Source organism: Paractinoplanes atraurantiacus, from assembly GCF_900215205.1.
GTDB classification, from domain to species: Bacteria; Actinomycetota; Actinomycetes; order Mycobacteriales; family Micromonosporaceae; genus Actinoplanes; species Actinoplanes atraurantiacus.
Genome location: NZ_OBDY01000017.1, coordinates 49,903 through 69,310, shown reverse-complemented (window position 1 = coordinate 69,310; position 19,408 = coordinate 49,903). Strand labels below are relative to the sequence as shown.

Here is a 19,408-nt window from a genome sequence, read left to right as displayed (position 1 = left end):
CCGTCCTGCCCGTGCCGACCAGGAAGCGGCCCGGATCCGAAGTCACCGTCCTGCCCATGCCGACCAGGAAGCGGCCCCGAACCATGCTCGTCGTCGCCGAACGGCGCCCGCCGCGGCTGTCCCGGCGAGACCGGCCCGGCCGGAACCGCACCGGTGCCGAAGCCGCCCGGCCCCTGCGGCCCCTGGCCGCCACGAGGCGCGACCCCACCCGAGCCCTCACCCGGGCGCTGAACCACACCGGAGTTGCCCGCCATGGCCCCGGCCCGGCCGGGAACAGCCGGCGTACGCACACCGCCACGCCCCGGCACCACCGGCGGGGCGACACTGGCCGCCGCCCGCACGGGCCCGGTGCCCGGCTGCCCACCTTGCCCAGGACCGTTCGGACCCGGAGCGCCGGGTCGCTGACCGCCCTGAGGCCCGGGCGCACGGCCTCCGGCCCGCCCACGCGGCCCGCCGGGGCCGCGCTGGACAGGCCCGGGGCCTTGCTCGTCATCCGGACCGGTGTACCCGGGATCGCCCGGACCACCGAAGCCGGGCCCACCGGGCCCATCAGCGCCCGGACCGCCGAAGCCGGGCCGACCGGGCCCATCAGCGCCCGGACCAGCGAAGCCGGGCCGACCGGGCCCACCAGCGCCCGGACCACCGAAGCCGGCGCCACCAGGCGCCGGGGACCGCGGCGCAGCGGACGCGCCGAAGCCACCTGTCTCATCGGGATTTGCACGGCCATGCGAACGGCGGCCGTCGTCGCCGGAATCGGGGGCACCGTGCCGGCCGGAGCGACCGCCCGAGCTCTCACCGTCCGGAGCGCCATGCCGTCCGCTCGGGTGTTCTTCCCCGGCACCGCCGTAAGCCGCACCGGACACAGGACGACCCGCACCGGCCGAGCCGAGATCACCGGGCCGGCCGTCGGAACCGCGCCCACCGAACCCGGGCGCCGGAACTCCAGACACCGGACGGCCCGCACCACCGAACCCCGACGCGGGAACACCCGAGACCGGGCGACCCGCGCTACCGAACCCAGGCCCCGGAACACCCGAGACTGGACGACCCGCACCACCGAATCCAGACCCGGGAGCACCCGAGACCGGACGGCCCGCACCATCGAAACCAGACCCGGGAGCACCCGAGACCGGACGGCCCGCGCCATCGAAACCGGACGCGGGCACGCCGGACACCGGATGGCCCGGCCCGCCGGGAGGCGACCCGTCGGGGCGGAAACGATCACGCCCACGGACGGGCGGCGAAGACGTAGGCCGCGACGCCGGCGACACCGGGCGCGCGGAAGGAACCTCGGGAGCGTTACCGGAGAGCGGAGTAGCCGGCGACCCCGTGGCGATCGGCCCCGACGTCATCCCATCGACGCCGTAGGGCCCCGGGCCGGCTTCGACGCCACGCCGCCCCGCCGCAGCCCCGTACGGCTGCTGCGGCCCACCACGCCCGGGCCCGCCCACCGAAGCGGCTCCGCGCCCGGCCGGCACACCCGCACCCGGCATGCCTTGCCCCGGCCCCGGCTGTCCCGGAACACCGTGACCCGGCTGCCCTTGACCCGGCTGCCCTTGACCCGGGCCGCTCTGACCTTGGCCGCCCTGACCCGGCACCGCACGCCCGGGCCCTGCCTGTCCGGGAATCGCACGCCCCGCGCCTCCACGGCCAGGCGTCCCCTGGGGAACCCCTTGTCCGGCCGGACCGCGCCCGGGTGCGCCTTGACCGGCCGGACCGCGTCCGGGTGCGCCCTGACCGGGCGCCGCCTGCCCAGGGACGCCCTGACCGGGACGAAACCGCCCGGACGTGCCCTCACCAGGAGCCGGCTGGCCAGGAATGCCCTGACCGGGACGGAACTGCCCAGATGCTCCCTCGCCCGGAGCAGGCTGGCCAGGAACGCCCTGACCGGGACGGAACTGCCCAGATGCACCCTCGCCGGGAGCCGGACGGCCTGGAGCTTGGCCGGGCGAGACCGGACCGGGTGGCACCTGGCCCGGAGGAAGCTGACCGGGCGTGATCCGCCCGGGTGGGAACTGGCCCGGAATCTGCCCGCTCTGCGCCCGGCCCGCCGAACCGGGACCGCCCGGCTGACGTGGCCCGGGCGGCGCCTGGCGCCCGGCCGGGCCGGCTGCACCGGCTCCTCCGGGAATCGCATCGCCTGGGATCGGACCGCCCGGTGCCCGGCCGGGGAGGCCGGGGCCACCCGCTTGACGACCTGCGGGTCCACCGGGGATCGGGCCGCTCGGCCCGGCGCCAGGACGGCCGGAACCACCGGCCGCGGGACCAGTGGAAGGCGTGACGCGGCCGGGACCAGTGGGAGGAGGCGTGACGCGGCCGGGACCAGTGGGAGGAGGCGTGACGCGGCCGGGGCCGTTGGGCACCGCGGCGGCGCGGCCCGCGCCTTGAGGCCCGGCGGGGTTCGCGACGGCACGTCCGGGGGCTTCGCCCGCACTCGGAGCACCTCGCCCGGGAAGCCCGCCCGCATTCGGGTTGCCGCGACCGGGAACTGCGGCGGGGCCGCCTCGGCCGGGGGCCGGGTGGCTCGGGCCGGGTGGGCGGCGGTCGGCGGCGGAGTCGTCGTCGGAGTGGTCGAGGCCGGGGAGGGCGACGTCGTCGGGCTCGTCGTCGGGGCCGGGGGCGAGACGTCCGGATTTGCTGTATCTGGTTTCTCCGGCGAGGGTGCCGGGGCCGATCGCGGAGCGCTGCTGCTTGGCCGTACGCAGGTCGTCGAGCCAGCCGGTCTCTTCCTGCTCCACGACCACGGGCTCGGCCGGCTCCTGGCGGCCTCGTCCGAACCGGCGGCCCTTGCGCCCGCCGGCCTGCTCGTTGCCCAGGTCAGCGTCGTCGGGCCGTTCGGCACCGCGCGGTGTCACGGTCGTTCCTCTCCGGCGGCAGCGCCGCTGTCGTCTCCCCGGCCGTCCATGGCCTTCGATCCCGGATCGGCCTTTGCTCCCGGATCGGAGAAGGTACCAGGGCCACCTGTGTCCCGGCTGCCCTCGGCATCGCTTCCGTCCGCCGTCGGCTGATCCGCGATGGTCGCCGACGAGCGTGCCCCAGTTTCGCCCTTCGCACCACCCGCCGCGCGGCGGACGCGACCCCCCGAAGGTCCGGCCGCCGGCGATTCCGCAGCTCCGACCTGCTCACCGCCCCCAGAAGTACCCTTCGCGGAGGAATCTGTCACAACCCCGCCATCCGCATCGGCACCGCCCGCCGATCCGGCCCGCTTGGACCGGCTCGCCCGAGCCTTCGCCCCACCCTTCCGCGCACCGCCAGTCACCGTCCCAGAACTCTGCGCCTCAGCCTTCAGCTCGCCATCGCCGAGCTCCGCGACGGTAGAGGAGAGCTCGGCCTCCGCCGGCACCGCAGGAGCGGGGGTGGGGGTGGCCACCGCAAGGGACTCGGCAGGAACGGTCCCAGCGCGGCCCGACCCCGGCGCGGCAGGCGCGGACGCGGGTGTGGCGGGCGCGGGCGTAGCCGGCGTGGCGGACGCGGGGGTGGCCGGCGCGGCCGACGCGGACGTTGGTGCCGCGGGGGTGGCCGGCGCGGACGTTGGTGCCGCGGGGGTGGCCGGCACGGCCGACGCGGACGTTGGTGCCGCGGGGGTGGCGGGCGCGGGAGTAACGGGCGCGGGGGTGGGTCCCGGTGGCGCGGGGGCGGGCTGGGCCGGTGGAGGAGGCGCGGTGGGGCGGGGCGCGGCCAAGCCCCGGACGATGCGGCGCAGCTTGGGGACCCGGTCGTTCACCGCTCGTTCGGCGCCGTGGTCGGTGGGGCGGTAGTACTCGGCTTCCAGGAGGTCGTCGGGGATGTACTGCTGGGTGACCACTCCCCGGTTGTCGTCGTGCGGGTAGCGGTAGCCGCGTCCGTGGCCCAACCCCCGCGCGCCCGGGTAGTGGGCGTCTCGCAAGTGGGTCGGCACCGGGCCTCCCCGGCCCGCCCGGACGTCGGCCATGGCCTCGCCGATGGCTGTCGTCACCGCGTTTGATTTCGGGGCCGTCGCCATGTGGACCACGGCCTGGGCCAGGTTCAGCTGGCACTCCGGCAGGCCGATCGTCTGCACGGCCTGTGCCGCCGCCGTCGCCACCAGCAGGGCCTGCGGGTCGGCCATGCCGACGTCCTCGCTGGCGAAGATGACGATGCGCCGGGCGATGAAGCGCGGGTCCTCCCCCGCCACCAGCATGCGGGCCAGCCAGTGCAGGGCCGCGTCGGGGTCGCTGCCCCTCATGCTTTTGATGAAGGCGCTGGTGATGTCGTAGTGGGCGTCGCCGTCGCGGTCGTAGCGGACCGCCGCCACGTCGACCGCTTTCTCGGCCGTGGCCAGGTCGATCTCGGTGACCTTCTGGGCCAGGGCGGAGCCCGCGGCCGCTTCCAGGGCGGTGAGCGCTTTACGCACGTCGCCGGACGCGAGGCGTACGAAATGGTCCTCGGCCTCTGAACTGAGGGTGACCGAACCGCCCAGCCCTCTTTTGTCGGTGAGCGCGCGCCGCAGCAGGCCGCGGACGTCGTCGTCGTCCAGCGCCTGGAGGGTCAGGAGCACACAGCGGGAAAGCAGGGGCGAGATGACCGAGAAGTACGGGTTTTCGGTCGTGGCCGCCAGCAGCGTGACCGTGCGGTCCTCGACGGCCGCGAGCAGCGAGTCCTGCTGGGTCTTGCTGAAGCGGTGCACCTCGTCGATGAACAGCACCGTCGGCGGGCCGCCGGAGCGGCGTTCGCGGCGGGCCGTGTCGATGACCGCGCGGACGTCTTTGACGCCGGCGGTCAGGGCCGACATGGCGACGAACTTGCGGTTGGTGGCGCCGGCGACCAGGTGGGCGATCGTGGTCTTGCCGGTGCCGGGCGGGCCCCACAGGATCACCGACATGGGGCTGGCCCCGGTGACCAGCTGGCGCAGCGGGGCGCCGGGCGCGAGCAGATGTCCCTGGCCGACCAGCTCGTCGAGGTTTGCCGGGCGCATCCGCACCGGCAGTGGCGAGTCCTCAGCGGGAGGGGTCAGGGCGTCGCCCAAGGGTGCGGCGCCCGGCTGTGCCAGGGAGAAGAGCCCGTCCATTTCCATCGGGAAAGACAGTACCGGCCCGCGGCATCGCGTCCGAAACGCGCTGCCACGGGCCGGTGCGCCAGGTCAGCCGCGGCCGGGGCGGCGGCCGTAGAAGCGGCGGCCGCTGCCGGAGCCGGAGCCGGCGCGCGGGCCCGAGCCCACGCCGGCCAGGTAGAGCGCGAGCAGCATGAGGCCGAGCGAGGCCATGGTGGGGAAGTTGAACAGGTTGGGGGCACCGAGGTCGGTCTTGAGCAGGTCGAGAAGGAACCAAATGCCGAAGACAACTGCGGCGGCGATGGCAAGCATGTCTATTTCCTCCGGGGGGTGAGAGCGCTGACATGCAGATACCCAGGTGACGCCGCTCACCAAACTCATAGGACATTCACCGCACGGGCGATGACCAGTGCGGCCGTCACGAGCGCGATCGCCGACTCCAGGGCCATCGCCGCTTTGGCCCAGCGGGTCAGCGGCAGGGTGTCGGTCGGGCTGAACGCGGTCGCGTTGGTGAAGGCGACGTAGAAGTAGTCAAGGAACCACGGCTCCCAGTCCTTGGCCACCATGTCGGGCGCGGTCATCGGGGGAAAGAGCAGGTCGGGGTACGGGTCGGTGCCGTGCGCCCGCCGGGCCGGGCCCCCGCGGTCGAGTTCCCAGAACCAGACGGCGAAGGTCAGCACGTTGATCAGGTAGATGGCGCTGCCGCCGGCGAGCAGCTGCGCCGCCGAGCCGGTGTCGCGGCCGGTGACGATGGTGTGCACCAGCATGCCGACCGAGGAGGCGGTGCCGAGGCTGGCCACCGCGATCAGGGTGAGGCTCAGCGTCCGCAGGGCGGGGGTGTCGCGGTGGATGCGCCCGGGGTCGGCCGCGAACAGGACGACGCCGATGGTCAGCTCGACCGCCGGCAACAGCCAGTGCGGGCCGAGGGTGAGCTTGGCCGGCAGGGTCCACTGCAGGACGATCATCACGGCGATGGCGGCCGCCGCGGGCCACCGGTGCTCGCCGCGGGTCCGCCGCCGCCAGGCGGGGCCGAGCGCCTCGGTCAGTTTCTCGATCTCGTCGGGCACACGCCCATCATGAGGCCAGTTTGAACAGCAGGACCGTCTCCCACTTGTGCATGTCCGGTTCCTTGGACGGGTCGGTCATCATCATCTCGAGCCGGCAGCCCCACACCTCGCCGGTCGGTGTGGGCTGCATGTCCCAGGCCAGGCCGCGGTCCTGGGCCCAGCCGAGCAGCCGCGCGGTGACGCCCATCAGCTCGTCGGGGTGCCCGACGTGGGTGAGGGTGGCGTAGCGGCCGGCCGGCAGCGTGTCGATGAACATCGGGGAGGCGACCTCGGTGGGCCCCGAGACGGGGATGCCGGCTTCGACGACGAGGTCGGCCGACATGTCGATCACGCGATAGCGGAAGAACGGTGCCCCGGCGACCGGCACGCCCCGCTCGGCGAGGCGGGCCAGCATGCCGGGCAGGTGGTCGGCGACCCGCGCGAACTCGGTCATCGTGATCGACTCACGCCGCCCGACGTACGGCTGTTCGCCCAGCTCCACGATCTTCGGCTCCATGAGCCCAGTGTCACAGGACCCGGGGGTCAGCGAAACTCGGAGACGGGCCTCAGGCGCGTACGGAGGATGGAGCGCGCCAGCGACGTGTCGAGTTTGACGTCCAGCGGCCGGGGGCCCATGCCCGCCTCGGTGCTGAGGCCGACCGGGACGGCGGACTCGTCGAGGTTGTGGGTGCGGGCGACCAGCCGGCCGAAGTCGGCCCGGGAGATGGCCTCGGGGCCGGCCACGTTGATGACACCGCTGAAGCGGGAGTCGGCCAGCTCCAGGATCGCCGCCGCCAGATCGGCCACGTGGACCGGGCAGCGGATCTCGTCGGAGAACATCGTGCCCCGCGCACGGCCCTCGGTGACGTCGAGCGCGAACCGCACGTGCTTGCTCTCGTCGGTGCCGGCGATCAGCGACGTCCGCACGATCACCGCGGCCGGGGAGATCGCGGCCACCGCCGTCTCGGCCGCCGCCTTGGCCGACCCGTACTGCGAGACCGGTGTCGGTACGTCGGACTCGGTGTACCAGGCCGGGCGCCCGGCGTGCAGCGCGTCCGTGGACACATGCACGATGCGGGCGCCGATCGCGGCGGCCTCCGCGGCCACGGCCGCGCCACCGTCGGCCAGCACCCGCCAGTCGTTCGCGTGGCCGACGCAGTTGACGACCAGGCGGGGCAGCACCGCGGTGACGACCGCGTGCACCGCTTTGCGGTCGGTGACGTCGACCGGCACGTGACCGCCGGCCGCGGTGGTGGCCGTGCCCACCACCGCGTGCCCGGCGGCCCTCGCCTGCCGCACGACCTCACTGCCGAGATATCCCGAGGCTCCGACGATCAATGTGCTCATAGGACGGAACTACCTCAGATTCTCTCGGCGGGCAAGGTCAGTTCGAGCGCTCCACCGGGGCCGCCTGGCCGTCGGTGCCGGGCGTGCCGGGCGCCGGCTTCGGCTTGGCGTCGATGCCGGCCTCGAGGCGCTGCTGCGCGGTGATCGGGGTGGGCGCGGTGGTCAGCGGGTCGTAGCCGCCCCGGGTCTTGGGGAAAGCGATGACCTCGCGGATGGAGTCGTTGCCGGACAGCAGCATGCAGGTGCGGTCCCAGCCGAGCGCGATGCCGGCGTGCGGCGGCGGGCCGTACTTGAACGCCTCGAGCAGGAAGCCGAACTTGTCCTGCGCCTCCTCGGGCGTGATGCCGAGCAGGTCGAAGACCCGGCTCTGCACGTCGGCCCGGTGGATACGGACGCTGCCGCCGCCGATCTCGTTGCCGTTGACGACGATGTCGTACGCGTACGCGAGGGCCTGGTCGGGCGCCTCCTCGAAGCGGTCGATCCACTCGTCGTTGGGCGAGGTGAAGGGGTGGTGGACGGCGGTCCAGCCACCCTCGTCCGTCTTCTCGAACATCGGGGCGTCGACGACCCAGCAGAACGCCCAGGCCGACTCGTCGATCAGGTTCGAGCGCTTGGCGATCTCGATGCGGGCCGCGCCGAGCAGCTCCTGCGCCTCGCGGCGCTCGTTGGCGGCCGCGAAGAAGATCGCGTCGCCGGGCTTCGCGCCCACGGCGTCGGCCAGCCCGGACAGGTGCTCAGCGGACAGGTTCTTCGCGACCGGTCCCCGAGCCTCGCCGGTCTCGGCGTCCAGCACGACGTAGGCGAGACCGCGAGCGCCGCGCGCCTTGGCCCAGTCCTGCCAGCCGTCCAGCTCCTTGCGGGTCTGCGAGGCACCACCCGGCATGACGACGGCGCCGACGTAACCACCGGCCGCGATCGCGCCCGCGAAGACGCGGAACTCAGTGCCCTCGAGGTAGGAGGTCAGCTCGACCAGCTCGACCCCGTACCGCAGGTCGGGCTTGTCGGAACCGTAGCGGTTCATCGCGTCGGTCCACGTGATGCGCGGGATCGGCAGCTGCACCTGGTAGTCGGCCAGCTCGCCCCACAGCCGGGAGACGATCTCCTCGCCCAGCTCGATGATGTCCTCCTGGGTCACGAAGGACATCTCGATGTCGAGCTGGGTGAACTCGGGCTGCCGGTCGGCCCGGAAGTCCTCGTCGCGGTAGCAGCGCGCGATCTGGTAGTACCGCTCCATGCCGGCCACCATCAGCAGCTGCTTGAACAGCTGCGGCGACTGGGGCAGGGCATACCACGTGCCGGGCTGAAGGCGTACGGGAACCAGGAAGTCGCGCGCGCCCTCGGGGGTCGACCGGGTCAGGGTCGGCGTCTCGATCTCGTTGAAGTCGCGGGCGTGCAGCACCTCGCGGGCGATCTGGTTGGCCCGGCTGCGCAGCCGCAGCGCCTTGGCCGGGCCGGAGCGGCGCAGGTCGAGGTAGCGGTACTTCAGGCGCAGGTCGTCGGACGCGGTGATCGTGTCGTCGACCGGCAGCGGCAGCGGCGCCGCCTCGGACAGGACGGTCAGCTGCGAGACGACCACCTCGATCTCGCCGGTGGCCAGCTCCGGGTTGGCGTTGCCCTCGGGCCGGGCCGAGACCTCACCGACGACCAGCACGCAGAACTCGTTGCGCAGCGCGTGCGCGTCCTCCTCGCGGAAGACCACCTGGACCACGCCGGAGGCGTCCCGGAGATCGACGAAGATGACACCGCCGTGGTCGCGCCGGCGGGCCACCCACCCGGCGAGGGTCACCGTCGAGCCGGCGTCGCTCGCGCGAAGACTGCCGGCGTTGTGCGTACGGATCACGGGATGCACTCCTCATCAAGCGGTCAGAACCACCCGCCATTCTGTCAGGTCGTCAGCCGCCGACCTTCCACGAGGTGGCCCGCATGCCCGCCGTGCCGGTGGTGCCGACCTCAGTGATCTCCACGAGCGCCATCTTGGCCGGCGTGCCCGCGGTGAGCACGCAGAGCACGGCCCCCTTGCGCACGGCCACGGTCGCGCCCGGGCCGAGCGGGGCGGTCCGGATGGCGCGGTCGCAGCCGGCGGCGTCGGTGTCGGAGCCCTGCACCTGGGCGCCGGCGGTCGCGCCGGGCCCGAGGGTCAGATTGGGCACGCCGGTGCCGCAGCGGCTGTCGTACCGCAGATCGCTCGCCTTCTCCTCGGCGTTCGACCGGGGCTCGTCGAGATCGAGGAAGAGCACCGCCGAGCAGCCCACCTGCACTTTCAAAGGCTCTTGGGCGTACGTCACGTCATAGCTCCCGCCGGCCGGGCCCGGCGCCGCCGGCGGGTGCTCGGCGACCGCGCGCGCCGCCTGCGAGGAGCGCCAGGCGACGAAGACCGCGACCGCGGCCACGTTCAGCGCGAACAGCGCGAGGCCGGCAACCAGCAGGAGCGCCCAGTTGCGGCGGGGCCGGGTTTTCTTGTCACCCAGTTTCTCGGTCGGCCCGTCGGGGATCCCACTGCTCTGGTTGATCTGGTACGGGTCGCGCGGCTTCGACGGGTTGTTGTTCGACGCGCGGAACACAGACATGGGGAGGGCTCCCATCGGCAGGGACAAACCGGGTCGTTCCGACCTTAGGGGCGGAGATCATCCGGCCCCATCCCTCGACGTGGGGACTGACAGCCCACGTACCACCCCGCCATAGAATGGCCCGGTGGCGACAGAGTCCCGCGGGCCGGACCACATCGACCGGCAGATCCTCCACGCGCTGCATCTCTCGCCGCGCGCCCCCTTCGCCCGCGTCGCCTCCGTGATCGGTGTGTCCGAGCAGACCGTCGCCCGGCGCTATCAGCGCATGCGCGGCACCGGCATCGTGCGGGTGCTGGCCCGCCCCGACCCGTCGAAGATGCCCGGCACGACGTACTGGACGCTGCGCATCGGCTGCCGCCCTGGCACGGCCCCGGCGCTGGCCGACGCCCTCGCCCGGCGCGGCGACACCGCCTGGATCAGCATCGGCGCCGGCGGCGCCGAGATCACCTGTTCGGCGATCGTCTCCGCCGGTCAGGGCGGGCTGCTGCACCATCTGCCCCGGGCGTCCAACGTGCTGACCTTCAGCGCACACCAGATCCTGCACCGCTTCGCCGGCCGGGGCGAGGTCGACTGGGCCGCCACCGGCCACGAGCTCGACGCCGGCCAGCAGGCCGCCCTGATCGAGGGCGCGACCGTGCTGGGTCACGCGGCCCCGCTGGACTCGGGCGCCCGCATCGAGCCGGACGATCAGCCGCTGCTCGACGCGCTGGCCCGCGACGGGCGGGCCAGCTGGGCGTCGCTGGCCGAGGCCACCGGCTGGACGCAGCGCCAGGTCGCGCAGCGGGTGGCCACGCTGACCGGCAACGGCGCCATCTTCTTCGACCTCGACGTGGCCGACACCGCGATCGGCATCCACGCCTCGGCCAACCTGTGGTTCACGATCGCGCCGGCCCACCTGGCCGAGGTCGGCGCCCGGCTGGCCGACCACCCCCAGCTGTCGTTCGCGGCCGCCGTCACCGGCTCGGCCAACCTGATGGCCGCGGCCCGCTGCCGCGACGCGGCCGCCCTCTACCGCTACCTGACCACCGAGGTGGCCGCCATCGACGGCATCCACAGCGTGGAGACGGTCCCCCAGCTCACCCGGGTCAAGCAGGCCCACTTCCTGATCGAGAACGGCATGGTGCGCGACCCCTACGCCTGAGCCTCCGGCGCCGGGAAGGTGACCACCATGGCCACGCCGGGATCGCGGGCCTCGGCGACCACCCGGCCGCCGTGGGCCTCGGTGAGGCTGCGCACGATCCACAGTCCGAGCCCGATGCCGTCGGGGCCGCCGACGGCGAACCGGCCGAACAGGCGCGGCCGGAGGGCCTCCGGGATGCCGGCCCCGTGGTCGCGGATCTCCAGCCGGTCCGTGCCGCCGTCGCGGGTGAGCTCCACGATCACCGGCGGCCGCCCGTACCGCAGGGCGTTGCCGACGAGGTTGACGACGATCTGCTCGAAGCGCTGCGGGTCGACGTAGATCTTCAGATCGTCCTCGATCCGCACCGTCACGTCGCGGCCGCTGGTGTACGACACCGCCTCGCGCACGAGCGGCCCGGCCGCGGTCAGCTCCCGGTCCAGGCGCAGGTGGCCGGAGCTGTCGATGCGCTGCACGTCGAGCAGCCCGTCGGCCAGCCGCCGGATCCGGGTGGCCTGCCGCAGACCGGCGCCGATCACCCGCGCGTCCTCCGGTGAGGCGTTCTCGCCGAGCTCCTCGAGCACGATCTGCAGCGTGGCCAGCGGCGACCGGACGTCGTGGGCGAGGGTGCTCATCATCGCCGACTGCCAGGTCTCGATGCGGGCCAGCCGTTCGCGGTCCTCGCGCAGATGGCGGGCCTGGGCCTCGACCAGCAGGGCGATCGCCACGGCGACCGGGAGCAGGACGAGGGCGCTGCTGAGCACCTCCGGAGGCCGGTGGGTCAGGATCAACGGGAGCAGGTAGGCCACCCCGGCCGGGGCCGCGTACGCCAGCAGGATCCACCGGGGGAAGTGCAGGGCGGCCCAGGTGTAGAGCAGCACCAGGAACGGCCCGGTGCCGGCCGCGACCCCGCCGAACGACCAGGTGGACAGGCCGAGGACGGCGAAACCGGCCAGGCCGAGCAGGGCCGGCGACTCGGGGCGCAGCCGCTCCCAGGGCGCCAGGAAACCGGCGAGGCCCAGGGCGAAGTCGAGCACGGCGACGAGCAGGAGCCGGGACGGGGTGCCGCCTTCGCTCAGGATGCCGACCAGGGCCAGCGCACCGGCCAGGAAGAAGAGCACCGCCGCCTGCCGGGCCGCGGTGCGCGCCCCGGTTCCTAACAGGCTAAAAGGTGCTTTTCGGGTGATGCATTCCAGAATAGGCGGCCAGCGTCGCCACCGCGGCCGACAGGCTCGCGTCGCTGATGTTGCCGTAGCCGAGGACCAGGCCGGGCGGACCGGGCGCGACCCGGTAGTCGGCCAGCGTCATCACGTCGACCCCGGCCCCCCGCGCCGCCACGGCCACCGCGCTCTCGTCGAGGCCGGACCAGGAGCAGACCACGTGCAGTCCGGCGGCGACGCCCTGGGTGGTCGCCGCCGGCAGGTGCCGGGCCAGGGCGGCCATCAGCAGGTCGCGGCGGGCCCGGTAGCGCTGGCGGGCCCGGTGCAGATGGCGGTCGTAGCGGCCGGCGGCCACGAACGAGGCGAAGGCGGCCTGGTCGATCGCGGGCGGCCCGGCGCCGGCCGCCATCGCCGCGCGCCAGCGGGCCGGCGTCACCGCCCAGCCGAGGCCGACGGCCGGGGCCAGGGTCTTGTGGGCCGAGCCGGCCAGCACCACCCGCTCGGGGTCGAGGCCCTGAAGGCAGCCGACGGGCTTGCGGTCGTAGCGGAACTCGCTGTCGTACTCGTCCTCCACGATCACGCCGTCGACCGCCCGGGCCCAGTCGATCAGGGCGGCCCGGCGTTCCGGGGCGAGCACCACCCCGGTCGGGAACTGGTGTGCCGGGGACAGCAGCGCCGCCCGTACACCCGAAGAAGGAAGCTCGGCCACCCGCAAGCCGCCGGCGTCGACCGGAACCGGCCAGGGCCGAAGGCCCGAGGCCGTGGCCACCTCGCGCAACGCGCCCCAGCCCGGATCCTCGACCGCTATCGCGCGATGGCCCTCGGCGGCGAGAGCGCGGCAAAAGCGGCCGACGGCGTCCCGGATGCCGCCGCAGACGATCACCGAGTCGGTGGTGGCCACGGCACCTCGGGCCCGGGTCAGATAGTCGGCCAGGACGGACCGCAAGATCTGCACCCCGGCCGGCGGCGGAAAGCCCAGTTCAGTCGCGGCCGCCGCGCGCGACAGGGCATCCGCCCACTGACGGCGCGGAAAGAACCGCAGATCCGGCAAACCGGGCGCAAGATCGAAGCGGGGTTGCGAAAACGCGCTCATCGACGCGGAGGCCGGCGGCGAACCGCCGGGAGACCATCGCACCCGCGTGGCCGAGCCGGTGCGACCGTGCAGATAACCCTCGGTCGTGAGCTGCGCGTAAGCCTGCGTGACGACCCAGCGCGAACAGCCGAGCGAGGTGGCCAGCACGCGGCTCGGCGGCAGCGCGGCGCCGGTGCCGATGCGGCCGGACCGGATCGCCTCGCGCAGCGCCCCGGCCAGCGCGACATGCCTCGGGCCCGGGCGCGAGAGGTCGAGGAGCGTTTCCCAGGCGAAATTGGTACGGGATTCGGCCATCGAATCGGATCGTACGGGCAGACCGATCCGCGCGTAGGGTCGCCATCATGCGTTATCGATTCCTGGGCCGCACGTCGCTGGCCGTCAGTGAGCTCTGCCTCGGCGCCATGACCTTCGGCCGCGAGAGCAGCGAGGAGCTCAGCGTCCGCATGCTCGACCGGTTCGCCGAGGCCGGCGGCACGTTCCTCGACACCTCCGACGCCTACTCGGCCGGGCGGTCGGAGGAGATCGTCGGCCGCTGGCTCAAGGGCCAGGACCGGGCCGACTGGGTGATCTCCACCAAGGTGCGGTGGGGTCCCGGCGGCAACCGCGAGGGCCTCGGCCGCAAGCACATCCTGGACGCCGTCGACGGCAGCCTGCGGCGGCTCGACACCGACCACATCGACCTCTACCACGTGCACGGCTGGGACCCGGCGGCGCCGGTCGAGGAGACCGTGCGCACCCTCGACCTGCTGGTGACCAGCGGCAAGGTGCGCTATCTGGCGGTCAGCAACTGGGCCGCCTGGCAGATCCAGAAGGCGCTCGGGGTGGCCGACAAGCGCGGCTGGGAGCCGTTCGTGGCCGTCCAGCCCCGGTACAACCTGCTCGACCGCGAGTTCGAGTGGGAGCTCGGGCCGCAGGCCGCCGCGGAGGGGCTCGGCGTGCTGCCGTGGAGCCCGCTGCGCGGCGGCTGGCTGACCGGGCGATATGTGCGCGGCGGCACGTTTGAGAAAGGCAGCAGGCTGGGCCAGGCCGAGACCGAGAACTGGGGCGAGCGCTGGGCCGTCTACGACAACGACCGCACGTGGCGGGTCCTCGACGAGCTGGCCGCGGTGGCCCGTGACGCCGGGAGGACCCAGGCTCAGGTCGCGCTGAACTGGCTGCTCCAGCGGCCCACGGTCACGGCGCCCATCATCGGGGCCCGCGACCTGGAGCAGCTGGAGGCCAATCTCGGCGCCGCCGGGTGGGATCTCGATCCCGCCCTCACCGGCCGGCTCACGGCGGTCACCGAGACGAGCCCCTTGCCTTATCCGTACGACGTCCTGGCCGGCAGCAACCGCACGCTGGGCTAAGACACGGACGCCGGTTCGGGCCGCTGCGCCTGGGTGCGCTTCACCGGCCGTACGAGCAAGAAGACCGCGAGCGCACCGACCAGCCCGACCCCGGCCGAAAGCCAGAAGCCGGCGTCCAGACCGGCCGCGGCGGCCGCGGGGGAGCCGCCGCGGCCCGACGCCAGAGCGTGCGCGGCGGCCGAGTCACCGCCGAGCGAGGACGTGGCGCGGGACAGGAAGATGGCGCCCACCGCGGCCACACCGATCGCGTAACCGAGCTGCCGCGCCGTGTTGAGCGCGCCGGCCGCCATGCCACCCCGGTGCGGGGGAACGGCGGCCATGCCCGACTCGGCCAGGTTGGGCATGACCAGGCCCACGCCCAGGCCGACCAGCGCGTAACCGGGCAGCAGGGCCGGCCAGCTCGAGCCCTGGTCGAGCAGGATGGCGCCCAGGGCGGCCCCGGCCGCGATCAGCAGCATGCCGGTGCCGATCAGCACGCGCGGCGAACGGCCGTGCAGCTTGGCCCCGGCGACGCCGGAGACCACCAGCGACAGAAGGCCCATCGGCAGGGCGGTCAGGCCGGCCTGCAACGGCGTCAGCCCGACCAGCGACTGGAGCCAGATCGAGGTGTACGTGAGGATCGCGAACCCGGCGAAGTTGACCAGCAGGGCGGCGATCAGGATGCCGGCGAACGACCGGTTGCGCAGCAGCCGCAGGTCGAACATGGCGTGCGGGCTGCGCAGCTCGATCGCCACGAAGCCGGCCAGGGCGACCACGGCCACCGCGAACAGCCACCACGACCAGCCGTGCTCGTTGGCCCGGATCACCGTCAGGGTCAGCGCGGTCGCGGCGACCGTGAAGGCGGCGGTGCCGGCGAAGTCGAAGCGGCCCTGGCGGCCGGCGCCGTCGGGGCGGAGCACGAACCTGCACAGCAGCAGCGCGGCGATGCTGATCGGCAGGTTCACCAGGAAGATCCAGCGCCAGTTCAGGGCGTCGGTGAGCAGGCCGCCGAGCACCGGGCCGATGGCCGCGGCGGCGCCCGAGACGCCACCCCAGACGCCGTACGCGACGCCGCGCTCCCGGCCCTGGTAGGCGCTGTTGAGCAGGGCGAACGTGGTGGTGAACATGGCCGCCGCGCCGGCGCCCTGCACGACCCGGGCCGCGATCAGGAAGCCGTCGCTGGTGGCCAGGCCGCAGGCGAGCGAGGACAGGGCGAACACGGCCAGGCCGGCCGCGTAGAGCCGGCGGTGCCCGATCCGGTCGGCCAGGGCGCCGGCGCCGAGCAGCAGGACGGCCAGCGCCAGCGCGTAGCCGTCGATCACCCACTGGAGGTTGCCGAACGTGGAGTGCAGGTCGGCGGCCATCCGGGGCAGGGCCACGTTCACGATGGTCACGTCGATGAGCAGCATGAAGGTGCCGAGGCAGACGGTCACCAGGGGCCACCATTTACGCATTACAGGGGTTCCTTTCGTCCCCCCAACGGTGACCCGCTCATTTACTTTTCCCCGCCTCAGACGGGGTTTGCCGCCGCTTTCCTTCTTTACCCGTCGGCTTCCAGGTCAGATCCTCCGTCGACGAACCAGCCTTCGCGCAAAACCGGCACGACCTTGCTGGCCCCGACGGACGCCGCCACCGTCACATCACCCTCGAAGCCGTTGTTGCGCAACTCCCGTCCGCTCACCGACTCGTGCAGCTCCTCGCCCAGCCGGTCGGCCACCCCGCGGTAGGCGGCCACGGCGGTGGCCGCCTCGGGCGACAGGCCCTCCTGCTTGAGACCGTCGAGGAACGCCCCGGCACCCCACAGGTCCTCGACCGCCGGGCGCAGCGACCCGTCCGGCCACCGCTCCCCCGCCGCCACCACCGCCACCGGCCGGTCACCGCAGCGCAGCCGCACCCACTCGGCGGCCGCGGCCGCGTTGCGCAGGCAGACGCCGATCACCGTCGCGCCGGCGTCGGCCATCCGCGCCGAGATGGCCGACCCGTTGGGCGACGGCAGCACCAGCCGGTCGATCTTGGCTGCCTTCAGGTCGGTCCGCAGGATGCTCTCCGGCGACAACGTGATCTGCCCCGGGCCCGCCTGCGACCGGAAGACGGCCAGCGCCGCACCGTTGCGCCGGGCCACCGCCACCGCCGAGTCGTCCCGCCAGCGGTAGGGCAGCACGCTGATGCCCTGCTCCACCGCCACGGTCAGCGTCGTCGTGAACGACAGCACGTCGACCACCGCCACGAACGCCACGTCGGGCGCCACGGCGTCCGCGCCCACCGGCCCCCAGTCGAACCGAACCCGGTAGCCGCCTTGCCCGTCCGAAGTCTTCATTCCGCTAAAAATAGGTCTCCAGGACGTCCACCACTCGTCGATCCTCGTCGATGACCGGGATGTGCCGCCATTTGTCGAAAGCCGTGCAGGGATGGGAAATCCCGAACCGGATGAGATCGCCGGGCACTAGATTTTCCGCGGCCATATAAGTGTGGTGGTCATTGAGCTTCGTGACCTCGATACCGGTCGTGGCGGCGTACGACCCGTCCACCCGTCGGATCTCCATCGGTACCGGCAGCCCTTCGTCGAACGGGGCATCCCGCTTGCCCATGCCGACCAGGGCCAGCCCCGGCTCCGGGGTGGAGGTGACCTGGGCCCAGATCTCCAGGGCGGCCGCGAGCGGCCCCTCGGCGGGCACGCGCAGGAACGGGGTGCGCTCCCGGTAGAAGCCGTCGTCGTGGGTGACCGAGGCGCCGCTGCGCAGCACGAGGCGGGTGTTTTTGACGCCGGCCAGCCGGTCGATCACGCGGTCGAACCAGGCGCTGCCACCGGCCGACACGATCGGCTCGGCCGGTAGCAGGCCTTCCTTCGCCAGCCGGTCGACCCCGGCGACGAGCAGGTCGAGGAAGTCGTCCACCTCCTGCTGGGCTTTCAGCTGACCCTCGTACGCGGTCACGCCCACCAGCTCGAGGCCGTCCGCGGCCACGGCGGCGCGGGCGACCGCCTCGAGCTCGTCGAGCGACCTCACCCCCGTACGGCCGTGTGCGTGACCCAGCTCGACCAGAACCTTGCCCTTCGCGGCCCGGACCCCTTCCAGGGAGTCGACCTGGAAATAGATGTCCGGCTCGCCGGCCAGCCACCGCAGGGCGACCGGGTCGAGCACCTCGTTGGCGATGAGAATCCGCTGGACACCGAGCCGCCGCAGCACGAGGGCCTGGTTGGCGGTGGCCACCGTCATGCCCCAGGCCCCGGCGTCGAGCTGGGCTTTGAGCAGCCCCGGCGCCATGGTCGTCTTGGCGTGCGGCGCGAAATCCCAGCCGTGCCGCCGGCAGTAGGCGGCCATGGTCGCGATGTTGGCCTCGGCCGCCGCCCGGCGCAGCACCAGGACCGGCCAGGTGAGCAGCCCGTCGAACAGCCCCGGCCGCTCCCGCGCGATGCCGGCCGCGCTCCGCGCCCCGTCCGGCAGCCAGAAGCCCTTGCTGCGCCAGTCGACCGTGACCTCAGGAACCCTCACCGAAACCCCCGTCCAGTCGTGGGGTCGGCGCGAGCGCGTTCAACAGGGCGACCAGGCGCTTCTCCTCCCCGATGAAATGCGTTTCCAGTACGGCGGTGAGCCCGTCCAGCTCCTCGCGCGTCATGTCGTCCTTCAGCATCCCCGCGATGATCTCGTGATCACGCGCCAGGCTGTCGAGGAATCCCCGAAGATCCGGATGCTCCGAGGCATACTTCGCGGCGAGCAACGGAAAGACGGTCGCGTCCTCGCCGGTGTGATGCCGCGTGAGAGCGGCGCAGAAGGCAAGGCCGTCGCCCCCGCCCTCGCGCAAGTCGTCGATCATCTCGAGCAGGTGGTGATGACAGGCGATGAGCCGATTGCCGTACGCCTTCAAGGAGTCCACATTGTCCACGGAGGTTGATCCCATGGTCCGGCGCCTCCATGCCCACGGCGGTCTCTTTGCCGGGCGCACCGCGACGCTGCCCTCACCCTACCAACGATTCTTGTCACACCCGTGTGGTGTGCTCTCGGCATGGGTGTTCTGACCGACTACTTCCGCGCCCCCTCAGCCGCCGCTGTCCAGCAGGAGCTGACGATGGACGAGGGCGGACCGCTCACGACCGTCTACGACACCGTCGAGGCCAAGGGCATCGATCCCACAGTCGTCCTCGGCCAGCTCATCGGCTTCATCCGCGACGAGCCCTGGCACCCGCGCATCGTCGACGACCGTCTGATCTGGCCCGAGGGCGGCGAACAGGACACGTCCCACGAGGGCCCTTGGACGACGATCCTCGACAACGAAACCCGGGACACCCTGGCCTCGCTCGACCCCGCCCGAGTCCCTTCCCTGGCCGCCCGGTGGTTCCACCATCGAAGAACTCCACCCGAACACCGACCAGCACTACTTCGCCCAGCTCATCACTGATTTGTCCGCCTTGGCCACCCGAGCCCGCAACTCAGGCGACTCCCTCTTCTGCTGGATGAGCCTGTAGCTACCCGCTCGCCCTTATTCACCGGCGCTTTTCCCAGGCCGGCTCCACCCGCTCACCCCGCCGATCCCTTGACGGGGCCCGCCCTCTCGCCCAGGCTCTTCCTCACCCGCGCTCCTCCTCGGCCGAGCCCCTCGTCATCCGCACTCCCTTGGCCGCACCGTTCCCTCGCGCCCTCTCCGTTGCGCCCCGTCCCTCGCCCCCGGGCCGCACCCTCCCCTCACGCCCTCCCGGCTGCGCCTCCTTCCCTCGCCTTCCCGGGCCGCACCTCCTTTGCTTGCGGCGC

At 73.0% G+C, this 19,408-nt stretch carries 18 protein-coding genes; 3 read left to right on the top strand and 15 right to left on the bottom strand.

The window, feature by feature from the left end:
- From CRP55_RS54040 to CRP55_RS31085, 9 genes are all read right to left on the bottom strand, one after another.
- Positions 1-709, bottom strand: a 709-nt coding sequence (locus CRP55_RS54040) for a hypothetical protein (protein ID WP_218854744.1), incomplete at its 3' end; no start/stop codon positions are given.
- Between the two features lie 639 nt (positions 710-1,348).
- Complete coding sequence (locus CRP55_RS55770; RefSeq protein WP_179855401.1) at positions 1,349-1,798, bottom strand: hypothetical protein; 450 nt, start codon at positions 1,796-1,798, stop codon at positions 1,349-1,351.
- Between the two features lie 1,053 nt (positions 1,799-2,851).
- Positions 2,852-5,032, bottom strand: a complete 2,181-nt coding sequence (locus tag CRP55_RS56550) for a replication-associated recombination protein A (RefSeq protein WP_438865827.1) — start codon at positions 5,030-5,032, stop codon at positions 2,852-2,854.
- Positions 5,033-5,098: 66 nt separating this feature from the next.
- Positions 5,099-5,320 (bottom strand): hypothetical protein, encoded by a 222-nt coding sequence (locus CRP55_RS31110; RefSeq protein ID WP_097324529.1) that lies wholly within the window; start codon positions 5,318-5,320, stop codon positions 5,099-5,101.
- A 65-nt stretch (positions 5,321-5,385) separates the two neighbouring features.
- A complete protein-coding gene (locus tag CRP55_RS31105; protein ID WP_245923500.1) occupies positions 5,386-6,075 on the bottom strand; it encodes a hypothetical protein in 690 nt (229 codons plus the stop codon).
- Between the two features lie 7 nt (positions 6,076-6,082).
- Positions 6,083-6,571, bottom strand: coding sequence for a GyrI-like domain-containing protein (locus CRP55_RS31100; protein ID WP_097324526.1), 489 nt, complete (start codon positions 6,569-6,571; stop codon positions 6,083-6,085).
- 26 nt (positions 6,572-6,597) lie between these two features.
- Positions 6,598-7,401 carry an SDR family oxidoreductase gene (locus CRP55_RS31095; protein WP_097324523.1) on the bottom strand — a complete coding sequence of 268 codons (804 nt, stop codon included), beginning with the start codon at positions 7,399-7,401 and terminating at the stop codon, positions 6,598-6,600.
- Positions 7,402-7,438: 37 nt separating this feature from the next.
- The gene (gene aspS / locus CRP55_RS31090) at positions 7,439-9,241 is read right to left on the bottom strand and encodes an aspartate--tRNA ligase (RefSeq protein ID WP_097324521.1); all 1,803 of its coding nucleotides are present in this window, start codon (positions 9,239-9,241) and stop codon (positions 7,439-7,441) included.
- 52 nt (positions 9,242-9,293) lie between these two features.
- Positions 9,294-9,968 carry a hypothetical protein gene (locus tag CRP55_RS31085; protein ID WP_097324518.1) on the bottom strand — a complete coding sequence of 225 codons (675 nt, stop codon included), beginning with the start codon at positions 9,966-9,968 and terminating at the stop codon, positions 9,294-9,296.
- Positions 9,969-10,092: 124 nt separating this feature from the next.
- Here CRP55_RS31085 and CRP55_RS31080 point away from each other — a divergent pair, with 124 nt between their 5' ends.
- Positions 10,093-11,109 carry an Lrp/AsnC family transcriptional regulator gene (locus CRP55_RS31080; protein WP_097324515.1) on the top strand — a complete coding sequence of 339 codons (1,017 nt, stop codon included), beginning with the start codon at positions 10,093-10,095 and terminating at the stop codon, positions 11,107-11,109.
- On the opposite strand, the gene CRP55_RS31075 is transcribed toward CRP55_RS31080, so the two are convergent.
- The gene (locus CRP55_RS31075; protein ID WP_245923499.1) at positions 11,100-12,206 is read right to left on the bottom strand and encodes a sensor histidine kinase; all 1,107 of its coding nucleotides are present in this window, start codon (positions 12,204-12,206) and stop codon (positions 11,100-11,102) included. The genes CRP55_RS31080 and CRP55_RS31075 overlap by 10 nt on opposite strands.
- A gap of 43 nt (positions 12,207-12,249) precedes the next feature.
- Positions 12,250-13,632 carry a MocR-like pyridoxine biosynthesis transcription factor PdxR gene (pdxR, locus tag CRP55_RS31070; protein ID WP_097324512.1) on the bottom strand — a complete coding sequence of 461 codons (1,383 nt, stop codon included), beginning with the start codon at positions 13,630-13,632 and terminating at the stop codon, positions 12,250-12,252.
- Between the two features lie 47 nt (positions 13,633-13,679).
- On the opposite strand from pdxR, the gene CRP55_RS31065 reads away from it, so the two are divergent.
- Complete coding sequence (locus CRP55_RS31065) at positions 13,680-14,684, top strand: aldo/keto reductase (RefSeq protein WP_097324509.1); 1,005 nt, start codon at positions 13,680-13,682, stop codon at positions 14,682-14,684.
- Here CRP55_RS31065 and CRP55_RS31060 read toward each other — a convergent pair.
- The 4 genes from CRP55_RS31060 to CRP55_RS31045 all read right to left on the bottom strand — a co-directional run bounded on the left by CRP55_RS31060 (position 14,681) and on the right by CRP55_RS31045 (position 18,545).
- The gene (locus tag CRP55_RS31060) at positions 14,681-16,117 is read right to left on the bottom strand and encodes an MFS transporter (protein WP_097324506.1); all 1,437 of its coding nucleotides are present in this window, start codon (positions 16,115-16,117) and stop codon (positions 14,681-14,683) included. The genes CRP55_RS31065 and CRP55_RS31060 overlap by 4 nt on opposite strands.
- 86 nt (positions 16,118-16,203) lie before the next feature.
- Entirely contained in the window at positions 16,204-16,980 is a 777-nt protein-coding gene (locus tag CRP55_RS31055) for a 2-phosphosulfolactate phosphatase (protein ID WP_097324503.1), read from the bottom strand.
- Between the two features lie 4 nt (positions 16,981-16,984).
- Complete coding sequence (locus CRP55_RS31050) at positions 16,985-18,154, bottom strand: alanine racemase (protein WP_097324500.1); 1,170 nt, start codon at positions 18,152-18,154, stop codon at positions 16,985-16,987.
- Positions 18,141-18,545 (bottom strand): hemerythrin domain-containing protein, encoded by a 405-nt coding sequence (locus CRP55_RS31045; RefSeq protein WP_245923498.1) that lies wholly within the window; start codon positions 18,543-18,545, stop codon positions 18,141-18,143. The genes CRP55_RS31050 and CRP55_RS31045 overlap by 14 nt, the downstream gene beginning before the upstream one ends.
- Before the next feature lie 120 nt (positions 18,546-18,665).
- Here CRP55_RS31045 and CRP55_RS31040 point away from each other — a divergent pair, with 120 nt between their 5' ends.
- Positions 18,666-19,058, top strand: a complete 393-nt coding sequence (locus CRP55_RS31040) for a hypothetical protein (protein WP_097324494.1) — start codon at positions 18,666-18,668, stop codon at positions 19,056-19,058.
- Positions 19,059-19,408 lie beyond the last annotated feature (350 nt).

Bases quoted from the DNA above. Each gene is read 5' to 3' on its own strand.
- CRP55_RS31040 (WP_097324494.1), top strand. From the start codon at position 18,666: ATGGGTGTTCTGACCGACTACTTCCGCGCCCCCTCAGCCGCCGCTGTC.
- CRP55_RS31065 (WP_097324509.1), top strand. From the start codon at position 13,680: ATGCGTTATCGATTCCTGGGCCGCACGTCGCTGGCCGTCAGTGAGCTC.
- pdxR (WP_097324512.1), bottom strand. From the start codon at position 13,632: ATGGCCGAATCCCGTACCAATTTCGCCTGGGAAACGCTCCTCGACCTC.
- CRP55_RS31060 (WP_097324506.1), bottom strand. From the start codon at position 16,117: ATGCGTAAATGGTGGCCCCTGGTGACCGTCTGCCTCGGCACCTTCATG.
- CRP55_RS31110 (WP_097324529.1), bottom strand. From the start codon at position 5,320: ATGCTTGCCATCGCCGCCGCAGTTGTCTTCGGCATTTGGTTCCTTCTC.
- CRP55_RS31085 (WP_097324518.1), bottom strand. From the start codon at position 9,968: ATGTCTGTGTTCCGCGCGTCGAACAACAACCCGTCGAAGCCGCGCGAC.
- CRP55_RS31100 (WP_097324526.1), bottom strand. From the start codon at position 6,571: ATGGAGCCGAAGATCGTGGAGCTGGGCGAACAGCCGTACGTCGGGCGG.
- CRP55_RS31055 (WP_097324503.1), bottom strand. From the start codon at position 16,980: ATGAAGACTTCGGACGGGCAAGGCGGCTACCGGGTTCGGTTCGACTGG.
- CRP55_RS56550 (WP_438865827.1), bottom strand. From the start codon at position 5,032: ATGGAAATGGACGGGCTCTTCTCCCTGGCACAGCCGGGCGCCGCACCC.
- CRP55_RS31095 (WP_097324523.1), bottom strand. From the start codon at position 7,401: ATGAGCACATTGATCGTCGGAGCCTCGGGATATCTCGGCAGTGAGGTC.